Genomic DNA, 16,637 nt, shown 5'->3' with positions numbered 1-16,637 from the left:
TAAATCAGCAGGCCACGACGTTGACGGCGAGGCCGCCCATGGCCGTTTCCTTGTATTTGGAGCTCATGTCCTTGCCCGTCTCCCGCATGGTCACGATGACCTCGTCCAGCGAAACCCGGTGCGAGCCGTCGCCCCACAGCGCCATCTTCGCGGCGTTGATCGCCTTCGCGGCCGCGATCGCGTTCCGCTCGATGCACGGCACCTGCACCAGGCCTCCGATCGGGTCGCAGGTCAGGCCCAGGTTGTGCTCCATCGCGATCTCGGCGGCGTTCTCCACCTGCGCAGGGGTGCCGCCCATGACCTCGGCCAGCCCGGCAGCCGCCATCGACGACGCCGAACCCACCTCCCCCTGGCAGCCCACCTCCGCACCCGAGATCGACGCCTGTTCCTTGTAAAGCACCCCGACGGCACCGGCGGTCAGCAGGAACTTGACCACGACGTCGTCGCGGTCTTCCTGGGTCGCCTGATCCATGCCCGACGCAAAGTGCAGCGCGTAATAGAGGACAGCCGGGATGATCCCTGCTGCACCGTTCGTCGGAGCGGTGACCACCCGCCCGCCGGAAGCGTTCTCCTCGTTGACCGCCAGCGCGACCAGGTTGACCCACTCCTGCCAGTACTTCGGGTCCCGGTAGTTCCCTCCGTGGTCACGGCCTTCCTTGAGCAGGCGCTCGTGCCAGTCAGGAGCACGACGGCGGACCTTCAGTCCGCCGGGCAGCAGCCCCTCACGTTTCAGGCTGGTCTGCACACACGCTTCCATCACCGAGTAGATGTGCAGCAGGCCTTCCCTGATCTCCCCGGCGCTCCGGCTGTCCTCTTCGTTGACCATCATCACTTCGCTGACGCTGAGCGAGGTGTTTTGGCAGTGCTTCAAAAGTTCCGCGGCCGTACGGAACGGCAGCGGCAGCTCCTTCTTCGATTCCTCGAGCTCCTGCTGCGCCGCATCCTCCTCGCCCTCCCGGACAATGAACCCGCCGCCCACAGAGAAGAACGTCGCCTTCCGGAGCTCCGAGCCGGCGGCATCAAAAACCGTAAAGGTCATGCCGTTGGTGTGCCGGGGCAGCACCGTCAGCGGCCGCAGCACCATGTCCGCCACCCCGTACGGCAACGGCACGCCCTTGTCATCGCCGGCCCCGGCCAACTGCAGGATGCCCGTTTCGGCGATGGCCGCCAGCCGTTCCTCGACCTCATCGGGCAGGATCAGCTCCGGGTGGTACCCTTCAAGGCCCAGCAGGACCGCCGTCATGGTGCCGTGCCCGTGCCCGGTGGCCGCAAGCGAACCGTACAGGTCCACGCGCAGCGACGCCACGCCCTCCAACACCCCGGCGGACTTCAATTCCTCCGCAAACACCGCGGCAGCCCGCATGGGTCCAACGGTGTGCGAGGACGACGGGCCAATCCCAATCGAAAAGAGATCAAAGACGCCAACAGCCATGGTCGGTTCCTAACTGGATAGTTGTGGTCGGTTCGGGCTGGGGAGGGTTTGAGGTGCTGCGGGTGGAAACGGGGTTAGAGCTCGCCGCCGTTTGCCGTGGCGTATTCTTCGCCCGACATCAGCGGGCCCTCCTCGGTGACGGCCACCTTGAACAGCCAGCCGGCGCCGTAGGGGTCGCTGTTGATCAGGGCCGGGTCCGCGACGACGCCGTCATTGATCTCGGTTACTTCGCCCGTGACCGGTGCGTACAGGTCGGAGACGGACTTGGTGGATTCCACCTCGCCGCAGGTTTCGCCGGCCGTGACGGTGGAGCCGACGTCGGGCAGATCAACGTACACGATGTCGCCCAGGGCGTCGGCGGCCACAGCGGAAATGCCGATCCCCACCGGCCCGGCCCCGTCAGCGGCAACCCATTCGTGCTCGGCGGAGTACTTCAGTTCAGCAACAACTTTGCTCATGTGCTTTTCCTTTGAGGTTCTGGTTACTTGTTTCGCTTGTAAAAAGGCAGCTCGACGACCTCGAACCGCTCGGCCTTGCCGCGCAGGTCGACGTCCACCACGGTGCCGACCGAGGCGTGCTCGACGTCGACGTAGGCCATCGCCACCGGGTAGCCGAGGGTGGGGGAGGGCTGGCCGGAGGTGACCTCGCCGATCAGCGTGCCGTCCTTGAGGACCGGGTAGTGGCCGCGGGCGGCGCGCCGGCCCAGGCCCTTGAGGCCCACGAGCTTCTGGCCCATGGTGGAGCCAACGCCGGCGGCCTTGAGTGCAGCCAGCGCCTCCTTGCCCACGAAGTCGCTTTCCTTGGCCAGCGAAACCACCGGACCGAGGCCCGCCGCATAAGCATTGACGCGGCGCGAGAGCTCGTTGCCGTAGAGCGGCATGCCAGCTTCCAGTCGTAGCGAGTCACGGCACGCCAGGCCTGCCGGGACCAAACCGTGTTCGGCTCCGGCGTCGAGAAGGGACTCCCACAGCCCCGGTGCATCCTCGTTGGGGACGTAAATCTCGAACCCGTCCTCACCCGTGTAGCCGGTGCGGGCCAGCAGCAGGGTCTGGACCGTGCCGTTGACGGTGATCCCCACCTCGACGGCAGCGTAGTACTTCAGCTCGATCACCAGGGAGTGCTGTCCGGCCGGGACGAGCTGGAGCAGGATCGCTTCTGCGTTGGGCCCCTGCACCGCGATCAGCGAGGTCCCGGCGGAGGCATCCTCAACGGCGACGTCGAAGTTCGCTGCCCGCTCGGCGAGGGCAGCGGCCACTGTCGTTGCATTGCCCGCGTTGGGGACCACCATGTACTTTGCTGTTCCGTCCGCAGCCGCGGGAAGGCGGTACGTGATCAGATCGTCGATGATGCCGCCGTCGGCGTCGCAGATCAGCGAGTACTTGGCCTTGCCGACGGCGATGGCGGACAGTTTGCCGGCCAGCGCGTAGTCCAGGAAGGCGCCGGCGTCCGGGCCGGTCACCCAGACTTCGCCCATGTGGGAGAGATCGAACAGCCCGGCCGCGTTGCGGACTGCGTGGTGTTCGGCAAGCTCGGAGGTGTACTTCAGCGGCATCTGCCAGCCGCCGAAATCGGTGAAGGAGGCGCCAGCAGTTTTGTGCTGGTCGTAAAGGGCGGTGTAGTTCTCGGTCATCGCGGGTCCTTAGTTCTCGAAGTCTTCGATCGGAGGGCAGGAGCAGACCAGGTTCCGGTCGCCTGCGGCGCCGTCGATGCGGCCCACCGGCGGGAAGTACTTGTCCTGCCGGAGCGACGGAGCGGGGAAGGCTGCCTGCTCGCGCGGGTAGGAGCGGTCCCAGCCGGAACTGACGACAGCGGCCGCCGTGTGGGGTGCGTTGCGCAGCGGGGAATCCTCCACGGTGAAGTCGCCGTTGGCGACCTGCTCGATCTCGCCGCGGATGGCGATCATGGCCTTGATGAACCGGTCGATCTCGGCCAGGTCCTCGGACTCGGTGGGTTCCACCATCAGCGTGCCGGCGACCGGGAACGCAAGGGTGGGTGCGTGGAAGCCGTAGTCGATGAGGCGCTTGGCCACGTCCTCGGCGGTGACGCCGGTCCGGGCCGTGAGTTCGCGCAGGTCCAGGATGCACTCGTGTGCCACCAGCCCGCTGTCCCCGGTATAGAGGACCGGGAAGAACTCGTTCAGCCGCGACGCGACGTAGTTTGCCGCGAGCAGGGCGGACTTGGTGGCCTCGGTCAGGCCATCGCCGCCCATGAGCTTCACGTAGGCCCAGGAGATGGGAAGCACGCCCGCCGAACCGAAGCGGGACGCGGAAATGGCGACGCCGGTTGATCCGGCAGTGCCTGATTCGTGAGCTGCCTTGTTGGCGTCGCCCGGCATGAACGGGGCCAGGTGGGCCTTGGCTGCGACCGGGCCGACGCCGGGTCCGCCGCCGCCGTGCGGGATGCAGAAGGTCTTGTGCAGGTTCAGGTGGGAGACGTCGCCGCCGAACTTGCCCGGCTGCGCCAAGCCCACGAGGGCGTTGAGGTTCGCGCCGTCCACGTAGACCTGGCCGCCGGCTGCGTGGATGGCGTCGCAGACCTCACGGACGTCGGCGTCGTAGACACCGTGCGTGGAGGGGTAGGTGATCATGATCGCCGAGAGAACGTCCTTGTTGGCCTCGATCTTGGCGTACAGGTCCGTGTGGTCGATGGTGCCGTCGGCAGCGGTAGCCACCACGACCACCTTCATGCCGGCCAGCACGGCCGAGGCCGCGTTGGTGCCGTGCGCGGAGGCCGGGATCAGGCAGACGTTGCGCTGGTCGTCGCCGCGGGACAGGTGGTAGCCGCGGATCGCCAGCAGCCCGGCCAGCTCGCCCTGGGAACCGGCGTTCGGCTGGATGGACACCTGGTCGTAGCCGGTGATCTCGGTCAGCTGCGCCTCGAGGTCGGCGATCAGTTCGCGCCAGCCCTCGGTCTGGGAATCCGGGGCGAACGGGTGGATCGAGGCGAACTCCGGCCAGGAGATGGCCTCCATCTCCGCCGTCGCGTTCAGCTTCATGGTGCAGGAACCCAGCGGGATCATGGTGCGGTCCAGGGCCAGGTCGCGGTCCGAAAGCTTGCGGATATAGCGCATCAGCTGGGTCTCGGACCGGTGCGTGTTGAACACGGGGTGCTCGAGGTAGTCGGACGTGCGCAATACGGCTTCGGGAAGTTCCAAGCCCGCAGCGTCACCCACGGGACCGGCGCCAAAGGCGACGGCCACCGCGGACAGCACGTCCGCCGTCGTCGTCTCATCAACGGACACACCCACGGTGTCCGCGTCGATGAGGCGCAGGTTGATCCCGCGGGCCTCTGCCGCGGTGATGACCTTCGTGGCCTTGCCGGGCACGCGCACGGTCAGGGTGTCGAAGAAGGACTCGCTGACGAGTTCGCGGCCGGCCGTTTTGAGTGCGGTGGCGAGGACGCGGGCGTTGGTGTGGACAGTCTCGGCGATCGCCTTCAGGCCGTCGGGGCCGTGGTAGACGGCGTAGAAGGAGGACACGATGGCGAGCAGCGCCTGGGCGGTGCAGATGTTGGACGTGGCCTTCTCGCGGCGGATGTGCTGCTCGCGGGTCTGCAGCGCCAGGCGGTAGGCGGGGGCTCCGGCGTTGTCCTTCGAGACGCCCACGATGCGGCCCGGGAGCGTGCGCTCCATGCCGGTGCGCACCGCCATGAAGGCAGCGTGCGGGCCGCCGAAGAACAGCGGCACGCCGAAGCGCTGGGCGGTTCCGACGGCGATGTCGGCTCCCTGCTCGCCGGGAGGCGTGATGAGGGTGAGGGCCAGCAGGTCGGCTGCCACCGTCACCAGGGCTCCGCGTTCCTTCGCGGCGGCGATGACGCCCGACTGGTCCCAGACCCGACCCGAAACGCCGGGCTGCTGGAGGACGACGCCGTTGAGGTCGCCGTCTGGCAGTCCCTGGGTCAGGTCCGCGACCTCCACCTCAAAGCCAAGGGCCTCGGCGCGGCCTTTGACGATGGCGATGGTCTGGGGGAGGCAGTCGGCGTCCAGGACCGTCTTGCCGTCTTTGGCCCCTGCGTTCTTGTTGGCCCGGCGCATCAGGAGCACGGCCTCGGCCACGGCGGTGGCTTCGTCCAGCAGGGAAGCGTTGGCGACCGGCAGCGCGGTCAGGTCCTGGACCATGGTCTGGAAGTTCAGCAGGGCCTCGAGCCGGCCCTGGGAAATCTCCGGCTGGTACGGGGTGTAGGCGGTGTACCAGGCCGGTGCTTCCAGGACGTTGCGGCGGATCACCGGCGGGGTCACCGTGTCGTAGTAGCCCTGGCCGATCATCTGCACGGCGGTCTTGTTCTTGGCGGCCAGGCGGCGGAGCTCGGCCAGAACCTCGACTTCGCTCAGTGCTGCGGTGAGCCGGAGGGCATTCTCCTGGCGGATGGATGCCGGGACGGCGGTATCAACGAGGCCATCGACCGAGTCGTAGCCGACGTTCTTGAGCATGGTGTCGATATCGGCCTGGCGGCGGGCGCCGATATGCCGGTCGGCAAACGTTGATGGAAGCGATTGAATCGTCATGAGGAACTCCAGGTCTGGCCGGCCACTGGTGGCACGGCATGGATTGGGTTCCTCCCCGCTCTGTATTGGACCTGAGAGATTCCGCGGACGTGGCTCCCCTTGCACCGTCGGTGAGCCCGGTTACCCGAGCTGCTTTCCAGAGTTGCCTAGCCGCGGCGGTACGGGGGCCTGAGAGATTCCTGGGGAGGATTTGCTCCTACGGCGCCTGCCCGGTGAATGACTGGGAGGACTCTCCCGCCACGGTTCGAAAGGCTATGAAGATGTGGGGTGATTCGGCTCACAAGTTACAGCACAATTCCGTCCGGGCCAAATCCGGACCCCGTTTGACATTTCTTCGTGACCGAGACCACACTGATCCGGTGGCCAGCGGGGCTACGCCGACCGGCGCGGGCCGGAACGGCGGCCGCCGCCGGGACGCCTAGATTTTTTCTCGACATAACTGAAAATGCTTACGATCTGCGGCGGGAGAGCCCTGCCGGTACGTTCAGCAGGCGCCGTAGGAGCAAACCCTCCCCAGGAAACTCTCAGGCCCACGTACCGCCGCGGCGAGGCAACTCTGGAAAGCAGGCAGGCACGTCCTGTCTCACCGACGGTGCAAGCGGAAGACCATGTCCGCGGAATCTCTCAGGTCCCATACAGAGCGGGGAGGAACCGAATCAGTGTGGCCAACCAAGGCCACTTGAACGATGGAGTTCCTTATGACGATTCATCCTCCTGCCTCCCCAACCGGTTCGTCAGCCACCGAGGCTCCCCGCCTGGAACGGCAGCTGAGCAACCGGCACATCCAGCTCATCGCCATCGGCGGCGCCATTGGCACGGGCCTGTTCATGGGCTCCGGCAAGACCATCTCCGCGGCCGGGCCGTCCGTGATCTTCGTGTACATGATCATCGGCTTCATGCTCTTTTTCGTCATGCGCGCCATGGGCGAGCTGCTGCTGAGCAACCTGAACTACAAGTCCTTCAGCGATTTCGCCGCCGACCTGCTGGGCCCGTGGGCAGGGTTCTTCACCGGCTGGACCTACTGGTTCTGCTGGGTGATCACCGGAATCGCGGACGTCATCGCCATCGCAGGGTACTCCCGGGAGCTCTGGCCGGGACTGCCGCTCTGGATCCCGGGCCTGGCCACCGTGGCCATCCTGCTGCTGCTGAACCTCACCACCGTCAAGGCATTCGGCGAGACCGAATTCTGGTTTGCCCTCATCAAGATCATCGCCATCGCCGCACTGATCGTGGTGGGCATGTTCATGATCCTCACCGGGTTCCAAAGCGACGCCGGGCAGGCCAGCTTCACCAACCTGTGGAGCCACGGCGGCTTCTTCCCCAACGAATTCATGGGCTTCGGGGCCGGTTTCCAGATTGCCGTGTTCGCGTTCGTGGGGATTGAACTGGTGGGCACCACCGCCGCCGAGGCCAAGAACCCCGAGAAGAACCTCCCCAAGGCCATCAACTCCATCCCGGTGCGCGTGCTGCTCTTCTACGTGGGCGCCCTCATCATCCTGATGTCCGTCACGCCCTGGACCCAGTTCGCCGCCGGCCACAGTCCGTTCATCGCGATGTTCTCGCTGGCCGGACTCGGGGCCGCGGCCACCGTGGTCAACCTCGTGGTGCTGACCTCGGCCATGTCCTCGGCCAACTCCGGGATCTACTCCACCTCGCGCATGGTCTACGGGCTGTCCCAGGAGGGCGACGCGCCGGCAGTCTTCGGCAGCCTGTCCCGCCGCAAGGTCCCCAACAACGCCCTGTTCCTGTCCTGCGTGCTGCTGCTCACCGGCGTCGTGCTCATGTACGCCGGCCAGGACGTCGGCAAGGCGTTCGACATGGTCACCACGGTTTCCGCCGTCTGCTTCGTCTTCGTCTGGTCGATCATCCTCGCCAGCTACATCGCCTTCCGCCGCCGCCGGCCGCACCTGCACGACGCCTCCAGGTTCAAGATGCCCGGCGGCATTCCCATGGTGTGGGTGGTCTTCGCGTTCTTCGCCTTCGTCCTGTGGACCCTGACCACCCAACCGGACACCCTGACCGCACTGCTGGTCACGCCCGTATGGTTCGTCCTGCTCGGTGCGGCCTGGCTGGTCCTGCGCCGCCGGCCTGCCCACCTTGCCCGCTACGCCGCGTTCCAGGCGGAGCTGCAGGCTGAGGAAACCGAAGCCCGCGAGCATGCCGGCCGGCGTCTTGAGGAGAAAGAAAGCGTTCAGGGATGATCAGGACAGAGGAAAGGCCGACGGCGGAGCGCCGGGTCCGCGCGACGGACAGTGAGTTTGTGCTCACCTTCCATTGCCCGGATGCCCTTGGGATCGTCCAGGCGGTCGCTGATTTCCTGCTCAGGCAGGAGTGCTACATCGTTGACCTCAAGCAGTTCGGCGACCGGACCGCGGGGCACTTCTTCATGAGGGTCCACTTCGCCTCAACGGGTGACGCGGCGGGTGATACGACCGGTGATGCGGCGGGTGACGCAGCCGCCATCGAGCAGCTCCGGGACAGCTTCGCGCCGCTGGCAGGGCAATGGGGCATGGACTGGCGCCTCGAGCGCCACGACCGCAGGCAGCGGATCCTGGTGATGGTGTCCAAGTACGACCACTGCCTCAACGACCTCCTGGTCCGCGCCCGCAGCGGCGAACTGCCCGTGGAGATCGCGGCGGTGGTGTCCAACCACCCGGACCTGGAAGGGCTCGCGGCCTGGCACGGGGTCCCGTTCCACCACATCCCCGTGACGCCGGAGACCAAACCGGAAGCGGAAGCCAAGCTCCTGGAGTTGGTGGACGCGTCCGCCGTCGAACTGGTGGTTTTGGCCCGTTACATGCAGGTCCTCAGCGACTCGGCCACCGCCCGGCTCGCCGGCAAGGCCATCAACATCCACCATTCGTTCCTGCCCAGCTTCAAGGGCGCCAAGCCGTACCACCAGGCGCATGAGCGCGGAGTGAAGACGGTCGGCGCCACGGCACACTACGTAAATTCGGAGCTTGATGAGGGACCGATCATCGCCCAGCAGGTAATCGAGGTGGACCACACCTACACTCCCGCGGACCTGGTGTCGGTGGGCAAGGATGCCGAGTGCAAGGCCCTGACAAATGCTGTGCGCTGGCATGCCGAAGGAAGAATCATCCTGTCCGGGAACCGCACGGTCATCCTCCGCTGACAAGCCACCCAACCAGACCTGGAGTTGCTCATGACGAACCAATTGCCTGTGCGCCTGGAAATCATCCCCACGGACGGCATCATTCCCAAAGTCCGGGCGCAAGTTCCCGCCGGCTCAACACTGACGGTGACCTGCCTGCCGCATCACGGGGTTGAAGCCACCGTGCGGGCCTCGGTCCAGCTTGGCGGGCTTGGCTACAACGTGATTCCGCATCTGGCGGCACGAAGCCTCGGGAGCCGTGCGCAGCTGGCCGGCCTGCTGCGCGACTGCGCGGGTGCCGGGATCACGGAGGTTTTCGCGATCGGCGGCGACGCTGCCGGGGCTGCAGGTCCCTACGGCAGCAGCGGCCGGCTCATGGAGGACATCGCCGACCTGACCGGCGGGACCATGGCCATCGGCGTCGCCGGATACCCGGAAGGCCACCCGAAGTGCAACGAGCTGCAGATGCTCGACGCATTGCTGGAGAAACAGCATCTGGCCTCGAACGTGGTGACGCAGATGTGCTTCTCGGCGCCCAAGATCGGCTGGTATGCCGAACTGCTGCGCCGCGAGGGCGTCGACCTTCCCATCTGGGCGGGCGTTGCCGGGGCCGTCCCGAGGGCCAAACTGATCGCGCTGGCCACCAAGATCGGGGTAGGCCCATCGTTGAAGTTCCTGAACCGCAAGGGTCCGCTGGCCCGCAGGCTCCTGAACGCGGGCAGCTACTCATCCCGGTCGCTGGTTTCCGAACTGTCCGCCCTGGAACCTGCACTTGAGGGCATCCACCTCTACACCTTCAACAGCCTCGACGCCCAGCCCGCAGTGAACTGGAGCGGCGGGGAGGACGCCAAGGCCTCCTGAGCCCGATCCCGTAACCAGGGCGCGAACGTACAGTTGTGGCCCCTTTTCCCCCGGGACTTGGGGCCACAACTGTACGTTCGCGCTCTTCCTGTGTGAAACGTCTTCATTCCCTGCAGGTAGATTGAACAGGTGACCTTGACGTTGAAAAAGGCCGCCGCCTCCGACGGGGCGGAACTCGCCTGGACAGAGGAAGGCCAGGGCGAACCGCTGCTGCTGGTGGCGGGCCAGGCCACGGGAATGTCCGGCTGGGATCCGGTGGTGCCCGGCCTGGCCCCTTCGTTCCGGGTAATCCGCTTCGACCACCGCGGCATCGGCGCCAGTACGGAAGGCCGCCCGGAAAACTACACGACGCGGGCTTTCGCAGCGGACGCGGTTGCGGTTCTTGATGCCGCCAGCGTCGCCAAGGCGCACATCTATGGGCACTCGATGGGCGGCCGCGTCGCCCAGTGGATGGCGGTGGACTTCCCTGCCCGGGTGGCGTCGATGGTCCTGGCTGCGACGAGTGCCGGCGAGGCCGGGGGAGTAGGGCGCGATCCTTCCGCCACCGCTGCTCTCATCAGCGGGGACCCTGCCCGGATGGCGCCCTTGTTTTTCAGCCCCGCCTGGGTGCGGGAGAATCCTGCGGCCGTTGCCGCGTTTTTCCGGGTGCAGGCGTCTGCGACGGTCAAGAGCCGGCACTTCCGGGCGAGCCGGCTGCACGATGCCTGGGATGTCCTTCCGTCCATCCAGGCCCCGGCGTTGATCATCCACGGCAGTGAAGATGCCCTTTCGCCCGTTGCCAACGCCGTCATGATGGCGGAGCGGATTCCGGACTCGCAGCTGATCCAGGTCGACGGCGGCCGGCACGGTCTGCACCTGGACGACGCCCGGGTGCAGACCTGGATCGAGGACTTCCTGGCTCTTGCGGTACCCGCCGGAGCCGCGCACTGATGGGGTTTCTAGAGGAGCAGCTCCCGGACGGTCAGCTGGAGCCGGATCGTATCGGCAGCGGCGGCAGCCTCAGCGTCCCTCTCGCGGTCGTCCCGGCCGCCGTCGTCAGCCATGTGCTCAGACTTCCAGTTCGACGGCGGTGTTCCCGGCGCCGGCTTCCTGCCGTACCGGCGTCGCCAGGCCGAGGTTCTCGCGCAGCGTGGATCCGGCGTACTCCGTAGGGTAGACGCCGCGCTCCTGCAGTGCCGGGACGAGGTGGTTGACGATGTCGTCCAGGCCGGTGGGGATCAGCCACGGCGAGATGTTGAAGCCGTCCACTGCACCGGTGCGGGCGTATTCGGCCAGCCGGTCGGCCACCTCGGCGTAGGAACCCGTGAAGCTGGAATCCCCGCGGCTGGTCCGGGCGGAGACAAACTGCCGGATGCTGAGGCCCTTGTCGCTGGCCTCGGCCCGCCACTGGTCCGCCAGCTGCTTCGCCTTGGCGCCGTGGAAACCGCTGCCGCGCGTCTCGGAGGTCTCCTCCACCACGGGGTCGATGTCGGGCAGCGGCCCGTCCGGATCGAAGCCCTGGAGCTCGCGGCCCCAGAACTGTTCGAGGTAGGCGATGGCCTGCTCGGGGCCGATCTGCAGGCTTCGCACCCAGTTCTTCTTCTCGAGTGCTTCCTGCGGGGTGGCGGCCAGGATGAACTCGCTGGCGGGCATGATCTTGACGTCGTTCGGGCCGCGGCCGGCCTTGACCGTACGCTCGACGATGTCGCGGCGGAAGCCCAGGGCGTCATCGAGCTTCGGGTGCGCGGAGAAGATGACGTCGGCCTGCCGGGCAGCGAAGTCGCGGCCCTCGGGCGAGTCGCCGGCTTGGAACAGCACCGGCCGGTACTGGGCGCTGCGCGGCAGCCGGGGCACGTAGTCCACCGTGTAGTGCTTGCCCTCGTGGTGCACGGGCCGGGCGGAACCGGGCGCGGCCCAGGCCGGGGCGGCCTGGCTCGAAGCGATGGCGCCGTCCTCCCAGGAGTCCCAGATCCGCTTGGCCGTGTTGACGAACGCTTCGGCGTGGAGGTACCGGTCCGCGTGGTCCAGATAGCCGCCGCGGCGGAAGTTCGCACCCGTCCAGGCGTTGTCCGTGGTGACCACATTCCAGGCCGCGCGGCCGCCGGAGAGCAGGTCCAGGCTGGACAGGCGGTGCGCCAAATCGGCGGGGTCGTTGTACGTGGTGTTCTGCGTGGCCACCAGTCCGATACGGCTGGTCACGGACGCCAGCGCGGCCAGCATGGTCTGCGCGTCCGGCCGGCCGACGACGTCCAGCGCGTGCGGGCGGCCGAGGTGCTCGCGGAGACGCAGCCCCTCACCGAGGAAGAACGCGGCGAACAGGCCCCGTTCCGCGGTCTGGGCGATCCGGCGGAAGGACTCGAAGTCCGTTTGCGACCCGGATTCCGGCGACTTCCAGACCGTGCCCGAGTTCACGCCCTGGAAGAAGATGCCGAGCTGAAGCTGGCCGGAGGGCACGAAGCCGTTGCCGATGTGTGTGTCTGTCATGGGTCTCTCCCTAGTTCTCGGTCGCGGAGGCCGCGGAGGTCGCGGAGGCCGCGGAGGCCGCGGAAGGCGCGGAAGGCGCGGACGGCACGGATACGGCTGCATACCGGCTGGACGGACGCTGCAGGCCCAGCAGGCCCCGGAAGGTGGAACCCGGCTGCTGCGGTGCGAGCAGGCCCCGGCGCCGGAGGGCAGGAAGCACCAGCTGGGCCAGCTCCTCCAGATCAGCGTCCAGGACCGCGGGGTGGAGGCGCACGCCGTCGGCCGTCTCCAGAATGGAGGCCAGCAGGTCGGTGAGCTCCGCTGCGGTGCCGACGAAGCGGGCACGGCTGCTCTGCCACGGCGTGTGCGCATCGAGTTCGGCGAGCCGCCCGGCGGCGCTTTGCCCGCGGGCGTCGAGGACGACGTCGAGTTCGGCGATGATTGCCGCTCCGGGAGCAGCGGCACGGGCCTCGGCGATCTCGCCTGCCAGCAGCTCGGGCGTGGGCGCGGAGACGAGGACGGCGTCCGCCGCACCGGCAGCGAGCTGGTCCGCGTCCAGCAGGCCGGCCGGCGCCAGGACTGGCAGCTGGCCCTGCAGCGGACGGGGAATGATGGACGGCCCCTTGACGGAGTAGCCGCTGCCGCTTTCGAAGTCCACATAGTGCAGCTTGTCCACATCGATGTACCGGCCGGTGGCGACATCGCGGATCACAGCGTCGTCCTCCCAGGAGTCCCAGAGCCGGCGGCTGACCTCGATGGAGTCGGCGGCTTCCCGGCCCACGGCGTCAGAGGCGACAACAGAACGTCCGACGGCGGCAGCATCCACCGCCCGGTCCGACGCCGCCACCAGCCACCCGGCGCGGCCGCCGGATACGTAGTCCAGGCTGGCCAGCTGCGTGGAGATGTGGAACGGCTCCGTGTACACGGTGTCCACCTCGGGGACCAGCACGATGGAAGAGGTAACGGGCCCGGCGAAGGCTGCGCGCTGCAGCGCGTTAAGCCGGCCCGGGATGTCACGGCCGCCGGGTCCGGAAGATGCAGGGGCCAGCGATCCGTCCGCGAACGTGGCCACATGGAACCCTGCCGATTCGGCGGCCAGCACCGTGGCGCGGACGCGGGTGCCGTCGAGCAGTTCGGCGGGGGTGTGCCGGGCCTTGCGCCAGGCGGCGGGGTGCGCTCCGTCGCCGTCGAGTTCGATGGCAAGGAAGGAATTGGCTGCGGTGCTCACTGTCCGGCCTGCCTTTCGTGGGGGTTCTGTTCGCCCGCTTCGATGGCGACTGCCAGGCGGTTTTCGGCCGGCGGCAGCGGGCAGGTGGCGAGGTCGGTGTAGGCGCACGGCAGGTTCACCGCGCGGTTGAAGTCCAGGACCACGCGGCCATCGGCGTCCGGCGCACCCACCGTGAGCGAGCGGTTCGCCGCGTACGTGGTCTTGCCGGATGTGGCGTCGGTGAACAGCACGGACAGGGTGCCCGGCGTGTGGCCGTTGAAGGCCGTGAGGGTGAGGTCCTGGCCGTCCAGCTCGAACCGGATCTCGCCGGGCGCTTCGTACACGTGCACGATGCCCTCGACAGCGGCCCCAACCGTGGTGGGCCGGGGTTCGTCGAAGGCCACGTACACGCCCCCGACGGCGAAGCGCGGGTCCGGCGCGTAGGCCGGCGTGCCGCGGTACCCGTTGAGCAGCGGGTTCTCCGGGTGCCTGGGGCGCACGATGTACTCGCCGCCGCGCTTGGCGAGTTCGACGACGGCGCGACCCGCCGCGAGGTTGATCCCCTCACGCTCGGCGATGGGATCGAAGACGACGGCGGTGCTTCCGTTCTCAACGGGGCTGCCGTTCAGCTCCCGGCCGTCCCGCAGCAGGCTTTCGCCAGCCTCCAGAATCACCGTGACGGCGTCGTCCTTTACGCTCCAGGTGCCCGGAACGCCCTCGAGGCGGGCAGGTTCAGCCGTCAGCCAGTGCAGATGGGTGACAGCGAGGAAGCCATGCGGATCGGCGCGCCGGCGCTCATGCGAGGCGTGCCACTGCTCCCATTCGGCGGCGAAGGCGGCGCCGGGTTCAGTGTGCGTAGACGTAGGCATTCGGACTCCTGTGGTTGCTGTGGTCGGTGGTGACGGCTGAGGCGGCGTCCGGTTCGGTGGCTCCCGCAAAGCCGGGGCGGCCGCCGTAGGGATCCGTGGACTCCCAGAGCGTGGTGGGGGCTGACGCTCGGACGGCCGGGATGACCTCGAGCGCGAACCGCTCCAGGATCTCCAGCTGCTGCTCGAAGGGGAGCGTGGTGGGCAGCGAGATGGACTGCAGATCGTGCCCGTACAGTTCGTGGTAGCTGAGGATCTTGTCGATCACCTGTTCCGGGCTGCCGACGAGTGCCGGGCCCTCCGACACCGCGTGGTCGATGTCCCGGAACGGCGAGTTGTTGCCGGGGACGTTGCGCGCGGCCGTGAGTGCCTCGTACACAGGGCCGTATTGGCGCTTGGCCTCCTGCGTGGTGCTGGCGATGAACACGCCGCCTGCCCCGCTGCCCGAACCCAGGTAGCGGTGCCGCGGATCATGGCCGTGCCGCTCGTACTCCGCCACGTAGTGGTCGATGAGGACCTTGTAGTTTTCCCGCGGCTGGATGGCGTTGGCGGTGAACAGCGGGTCGCCCCAGCGGGCTGCCAACGCCGCGGACGTCAGTGTTGTAGCAGACCCGTGCCAAATCCGCGGGGAACCGGCGTAGGGTCGGGGCGTGGAGGTGGTTGGATCGGTGAGTGCGGGGCGGAAGCGGCCGGACCAGGTGACGTCCTCCTCGCGCCAGAGCCGGCGCAGCAGGGCGTATTTCTCCTCCAGCAGGTCCCACTGGTCCGCCAGGTCCAGGCCGAAGAGCGGGTACTGCAGCACCTCGTTGCCCTTGCCGATGACCAGTTCCAGCCGGCCGCGGCTGAGCTGGTCGATCGTGGCGTAGTCCTCGGCTACGCGCACCGGGTCCAGCACGGACAGGACTGTGACGCCGGTCTGCAGCCGGATCCGGGAGGTGACGGCGGCGATGGCGGCGAGCACCGTGGTGGGGGAGGAGGAGATGAACTCCCCGGCGTGCCGCTCGCCCACCGAGAAGCTGTCGTAGCCGAGCTCCTCGGCCCGCCGGGCGGTCTGCACCACCTGGTTCAGCCGGTCCGCGGTGGACACGATCTCGCCGCTGACCGGGTTCTTCAGGTGCGGAATGATGTCCAGGACCTGGAACTTCACTTTGAAGCCCCCGTCTGAGCAGCCCCCGTCCGGGTGGAAGCGAAGTTGGCCTCGGTCACCGTCTTGGATTCCGGCAGGGCTTCCTCGGACAGTCCCCAGCGGTCCAGCACCTTGCCGTAGGAGCCGTCCTTGATGGCGGAGTTCAGAGCCTCGGTGATCACCGGAGCCAGGCCGTTGCCCTTGAGCGTGGTGGCGGCCACGAGGGTCTCCGACGGCCAGCCGGCATTGACCTTGCCGACGATCTTCAGGTCGTCGCGGGTGTTTTCCCGGTAGACCGTCGAGGGATAGGGTGCGATGTTCAGGTCGGTCCGGCCGGAGGACAGCGCCAGGATGGTGTCGGCATCGGAGGAGTAATACTGCAGGCTGGCGGGTTCCTTGCCCTTGGCCTCGAGCTCCTTGTTCCAGGCCAGCAGGATCTTCTCCTGGTTGGTGCCCGAGCCCACGGAAACCTTCAGGCCGGAGATGTCGTCCGCGCCCCGGATGTTGTAGGTCGAGGACTTCTTCGCCTCAAAGCCCATGTAAGCCGCCCGGTAGCTGGCGAAGTCGAAAAGCTTTACCCGGTCCTTGTTGATGCCCACGTTGGAGAACACCGCCTCGAAGTCGCCGGACTGCGTTTTCAGCGGCCAGTTCTCCCAGGACGTGACCTGGATGTCGAGCTCCAGGCCCAGCTTGTCCGCCACCAGCTGGGCGATGTCCAGCTCGGACCCGATGGGCGTCTTGTCGTCCGTGGCGTGGAAGGACAGCGGGATGGAGCCTGCGGTGGTGGCCACGGTCAGCTTGCCGTCGCTGCCGATCAGCGCCGGCACCTTGGCGGCCAGCGCGGCGACCTTTTCGGCGCGGATGCGCTGCTGGTCCGGCGAGGTGTTGTAGACGACGCCGTTGCGGCCCGCTGTCGTTGCCGCCCCGGCTGTGGCGGAACCGGCAGCCGAGGCACCGGGGTCGGAGCAAGCGGACAGGGCCAGTGCGCCGGAGAGCACGACGGCGGGAAGCGCGGCCAGGGTGCGCCGGTTGCGGAAGCGCGGGCTGCTTGGGCGGGGCGGGGCGAAGAGTGCCATGGGAATTC

The 16,637-nt window shown here is 67.6% G+C and carries 13 protein-coding genes and 2 riboswitches; of the genes, 4 read left to right on the top strand and 9 right to left on the bottom strand.

Annotation, left to right across the window (positions count from 1 at the left end):
* Positions 1 to 4: 4 nt before the first annotated feature.
* From ACFVTE_RS02750 to gcvP, 4 genes are all read right to left on the bottom strand, one after another.
* Positions 5 to 1,432: an L-serine ammonia-lyase gene (locus ACFVTE_RS02750; RefSeq protein WP_387096498.1), complete on the bottom strand. Its 1,428-nt coding sequence runs from the start codon at positions 1,430 to 1,432 to the stop codon at positions 5 to 7.
* A 74-nt stretch (positions 1,433 to 1,506) separates the two neighbouring features.
* Positions 1,507 to 1,890: a glycine cleavage system protein GcvH gene (gene gcvH / locus ACFVTE_RS02745; RefSeq protein ID WP_387096495.1), complete on the bottom strand. Its 384-nt coding sequence runs from the start codon at positions 1,888 to 1,890 to the stop codon at positions 1,507 to 1,509.
* 23 nt (positions 1,891 to 1,913) lie between these two features.
* Positions 1,914 to 3,062, bottom strand: a complete 1,149-nt coding sequence (gene gcvT, locus ACFVTE_RS02740; protein WP_387096492.1) for a glycine cleavage system aminomethyltransferase GcvT — start codon at positions 3,060 to 3,062, stop codon at positions 1,914 to 1,916.
* A gap of 9 nt (positions 3,063 to 3,071) precedes the next feature.
* A complete protein-coding gene (gene gcvP / locus ACFVTE_RS02735) occupies positions 3,072 to 5,936 on the bottom strand; it encodes an aminomethyl-transferring glycine dehydrogenase (protein ID WP_387096489.1) in 2,865 nt (954 codons plus the stop codon).
* 146 nt (positions 5,937 to 6,082) lie between these two features.
* A riboswitch (glycine riboswitch) is annotated at positions 6,083 to 6,183 on the bottom strand.
* Between the two features lie 205 nt (positions 6,184 to 6,388).
* Positions 6,389 to 6,486, top strand: a riboswitch (glycine riboswitch).
* A 148-nt stretch (positions 6,487 to 6,634) separates the two neighbouring features.
* On the opposite strand from gcvP, the gene cycA reads away from it, so the two are divergent.
* The 4 genes from cycA (at position 6,635) to ACFVTE_RS02715 (ending at position 10,842) form a co-directional block, all read left to right on the top strand.
* Positions 6,635 to 8,137, top strand: a complete 1,503-nt coding sequence (gene cycA, locus ACFVTE_RS02730; RefSeq protein WP_387096487.1) for a D-serine/D-alanine/glycine transporter — start codon at positions 6,635 to 6,637, stop codon at positions 8,135 to 8,137.
* Positions 8,134 to 9,072 carry a formyltetrahydrofolate deformylase gene (purU, locus tag ACFVTE_RS02725; RefSeq protein WP_387096484.1) on the top strand — a complete coding sequence of 313 codons (939 nt, stop codon included), beginning with the start codon at positions 8,134 to 8,136 and terminating at the stop codon, positions 9,070 to 9,072. The genes cycA and purU overlap by 4 nt, the downstream gene beginning before the upstream one ends.
* A 30-nt stretch (positions 9,073 to 9,102) precedes the next feature.
* Positions 9,103 to 9,912, top strand: coding sequence for a methylenetetrahydrofolate reductase (locus ACFVTE_RS02720; RefSeq protein WP_387096481.1), 810 nt, complete (start codon positions 9,103 to 9,105; stop codon positions 9,910 to 9,912).
* 129 nt (positions 9,913 to 10,041) lie between these two features.
* Positions 10,042 to 10,842, top strand: coding sequence for an alpha/beta fold hydrolase (locus ACFVTE_RS02715; protein WP_387096479.1), 801 nt, complete (start codon positions 10,042 to 10,044; stop codon positions 10,840 to 10,842).
* A gap of 117 nt (positions 10,843 to 10,959) precedes the next feature.
* Here the strand turns inward: ACFVTE_RS02715 and ACFVTE_RS02710 are convergent, their stop codons facing one another.
* The 5 genes from ACFVTE_RS02710 to ACFVTE_RS02690 are packed head-to-tail and all read right to left on the bottom strand — an operon-like array spanning position 10,960 to position 16,629.
* The gene (locus ACFVTE_RS02710) at positions 10,960 to 12,375 is read right to left on the bottom strand and encodes an NtaA/DmoA family FMN-dependent monooxygenase (RefSeq protein ID WP_387096476.1); all 1,416 of its coding nucleotides are present in this window, start codon (positions 12,373 to 12,375) and stop codon (positions 10,960 to 10,962) included.
* 10 nt (positions 12,376 to 12,385) lie between these two features.
* The gene (locus tag ACFVTE_RS02705; protein WP_387096473.1) at positions 12,386 to 13,582 is read right to left on the bottom strand and encodes an LLM class flavin-dependent oxidoreductase; all 1,197 of its coding nucleotides are present in this window, start codon (positions 13,580 to 13,582) and stop codon (positions 12,386 to 12,388) included.
* Positions 13,579 to 14,430 (bottom strand): DUF1684 domain-containing protein, encoded by an 852-nt coding sequence (locus tag ACFVTE_RS02700; RefSeq protein ID WP_387096470.1) that lies wholly within the window; start codon positions 14,428 to 14,430, stop codon positions 13,579 to 13,581. The genes ACFVTE_RS02705 and ACFVTE_RS02700 overlap by 4 nt, the downstream gene beginning before the upstream one ends.
* Positions 14,408 to 15,574 (bottom strand): LLM class flavin-dependent oxidoreductase, encoded by a 1,167-nt coding sequence (locus tag ACFVTE_RS02695; protein WP_387096467.1) that lies wholly within the window; start codon positions 15,572 to 15,574, stop codon positions 14,408 to 14,410. Before ACFVTE_RS02695 ends, ACFVTE_RS02700 begins: the two co-directional genes overlap by 23 nt.
* Entirely contained in the window at positions 15,571 to 16,629 is a 1,059-nt protein-coding gene (locus ACFVTE_RS02690; RefSeq protein ID WP_387096465.1) for an ABC transporter substrate-binding protein, read from the bottom strand. Before ACFVTE_RS02690 ends, ACFVTE_RS02695 begins: the two co-directional genes overlap by 4 nt.
* Positions 16,630 to 16,637 lie beyond the last annotated feature (8 nt).

The organism is Arthrobacter sp. NPDC058097 (assembly GCF_042884885.1).
GTDB lineage: Bacteria > Actinomycetota > Actinomycetes > Actinomycetales > Micrococcaceae > Arthrobacter.
This window is presented reverse-complemented; position numbering and strand designations above follow the sequence as displayed.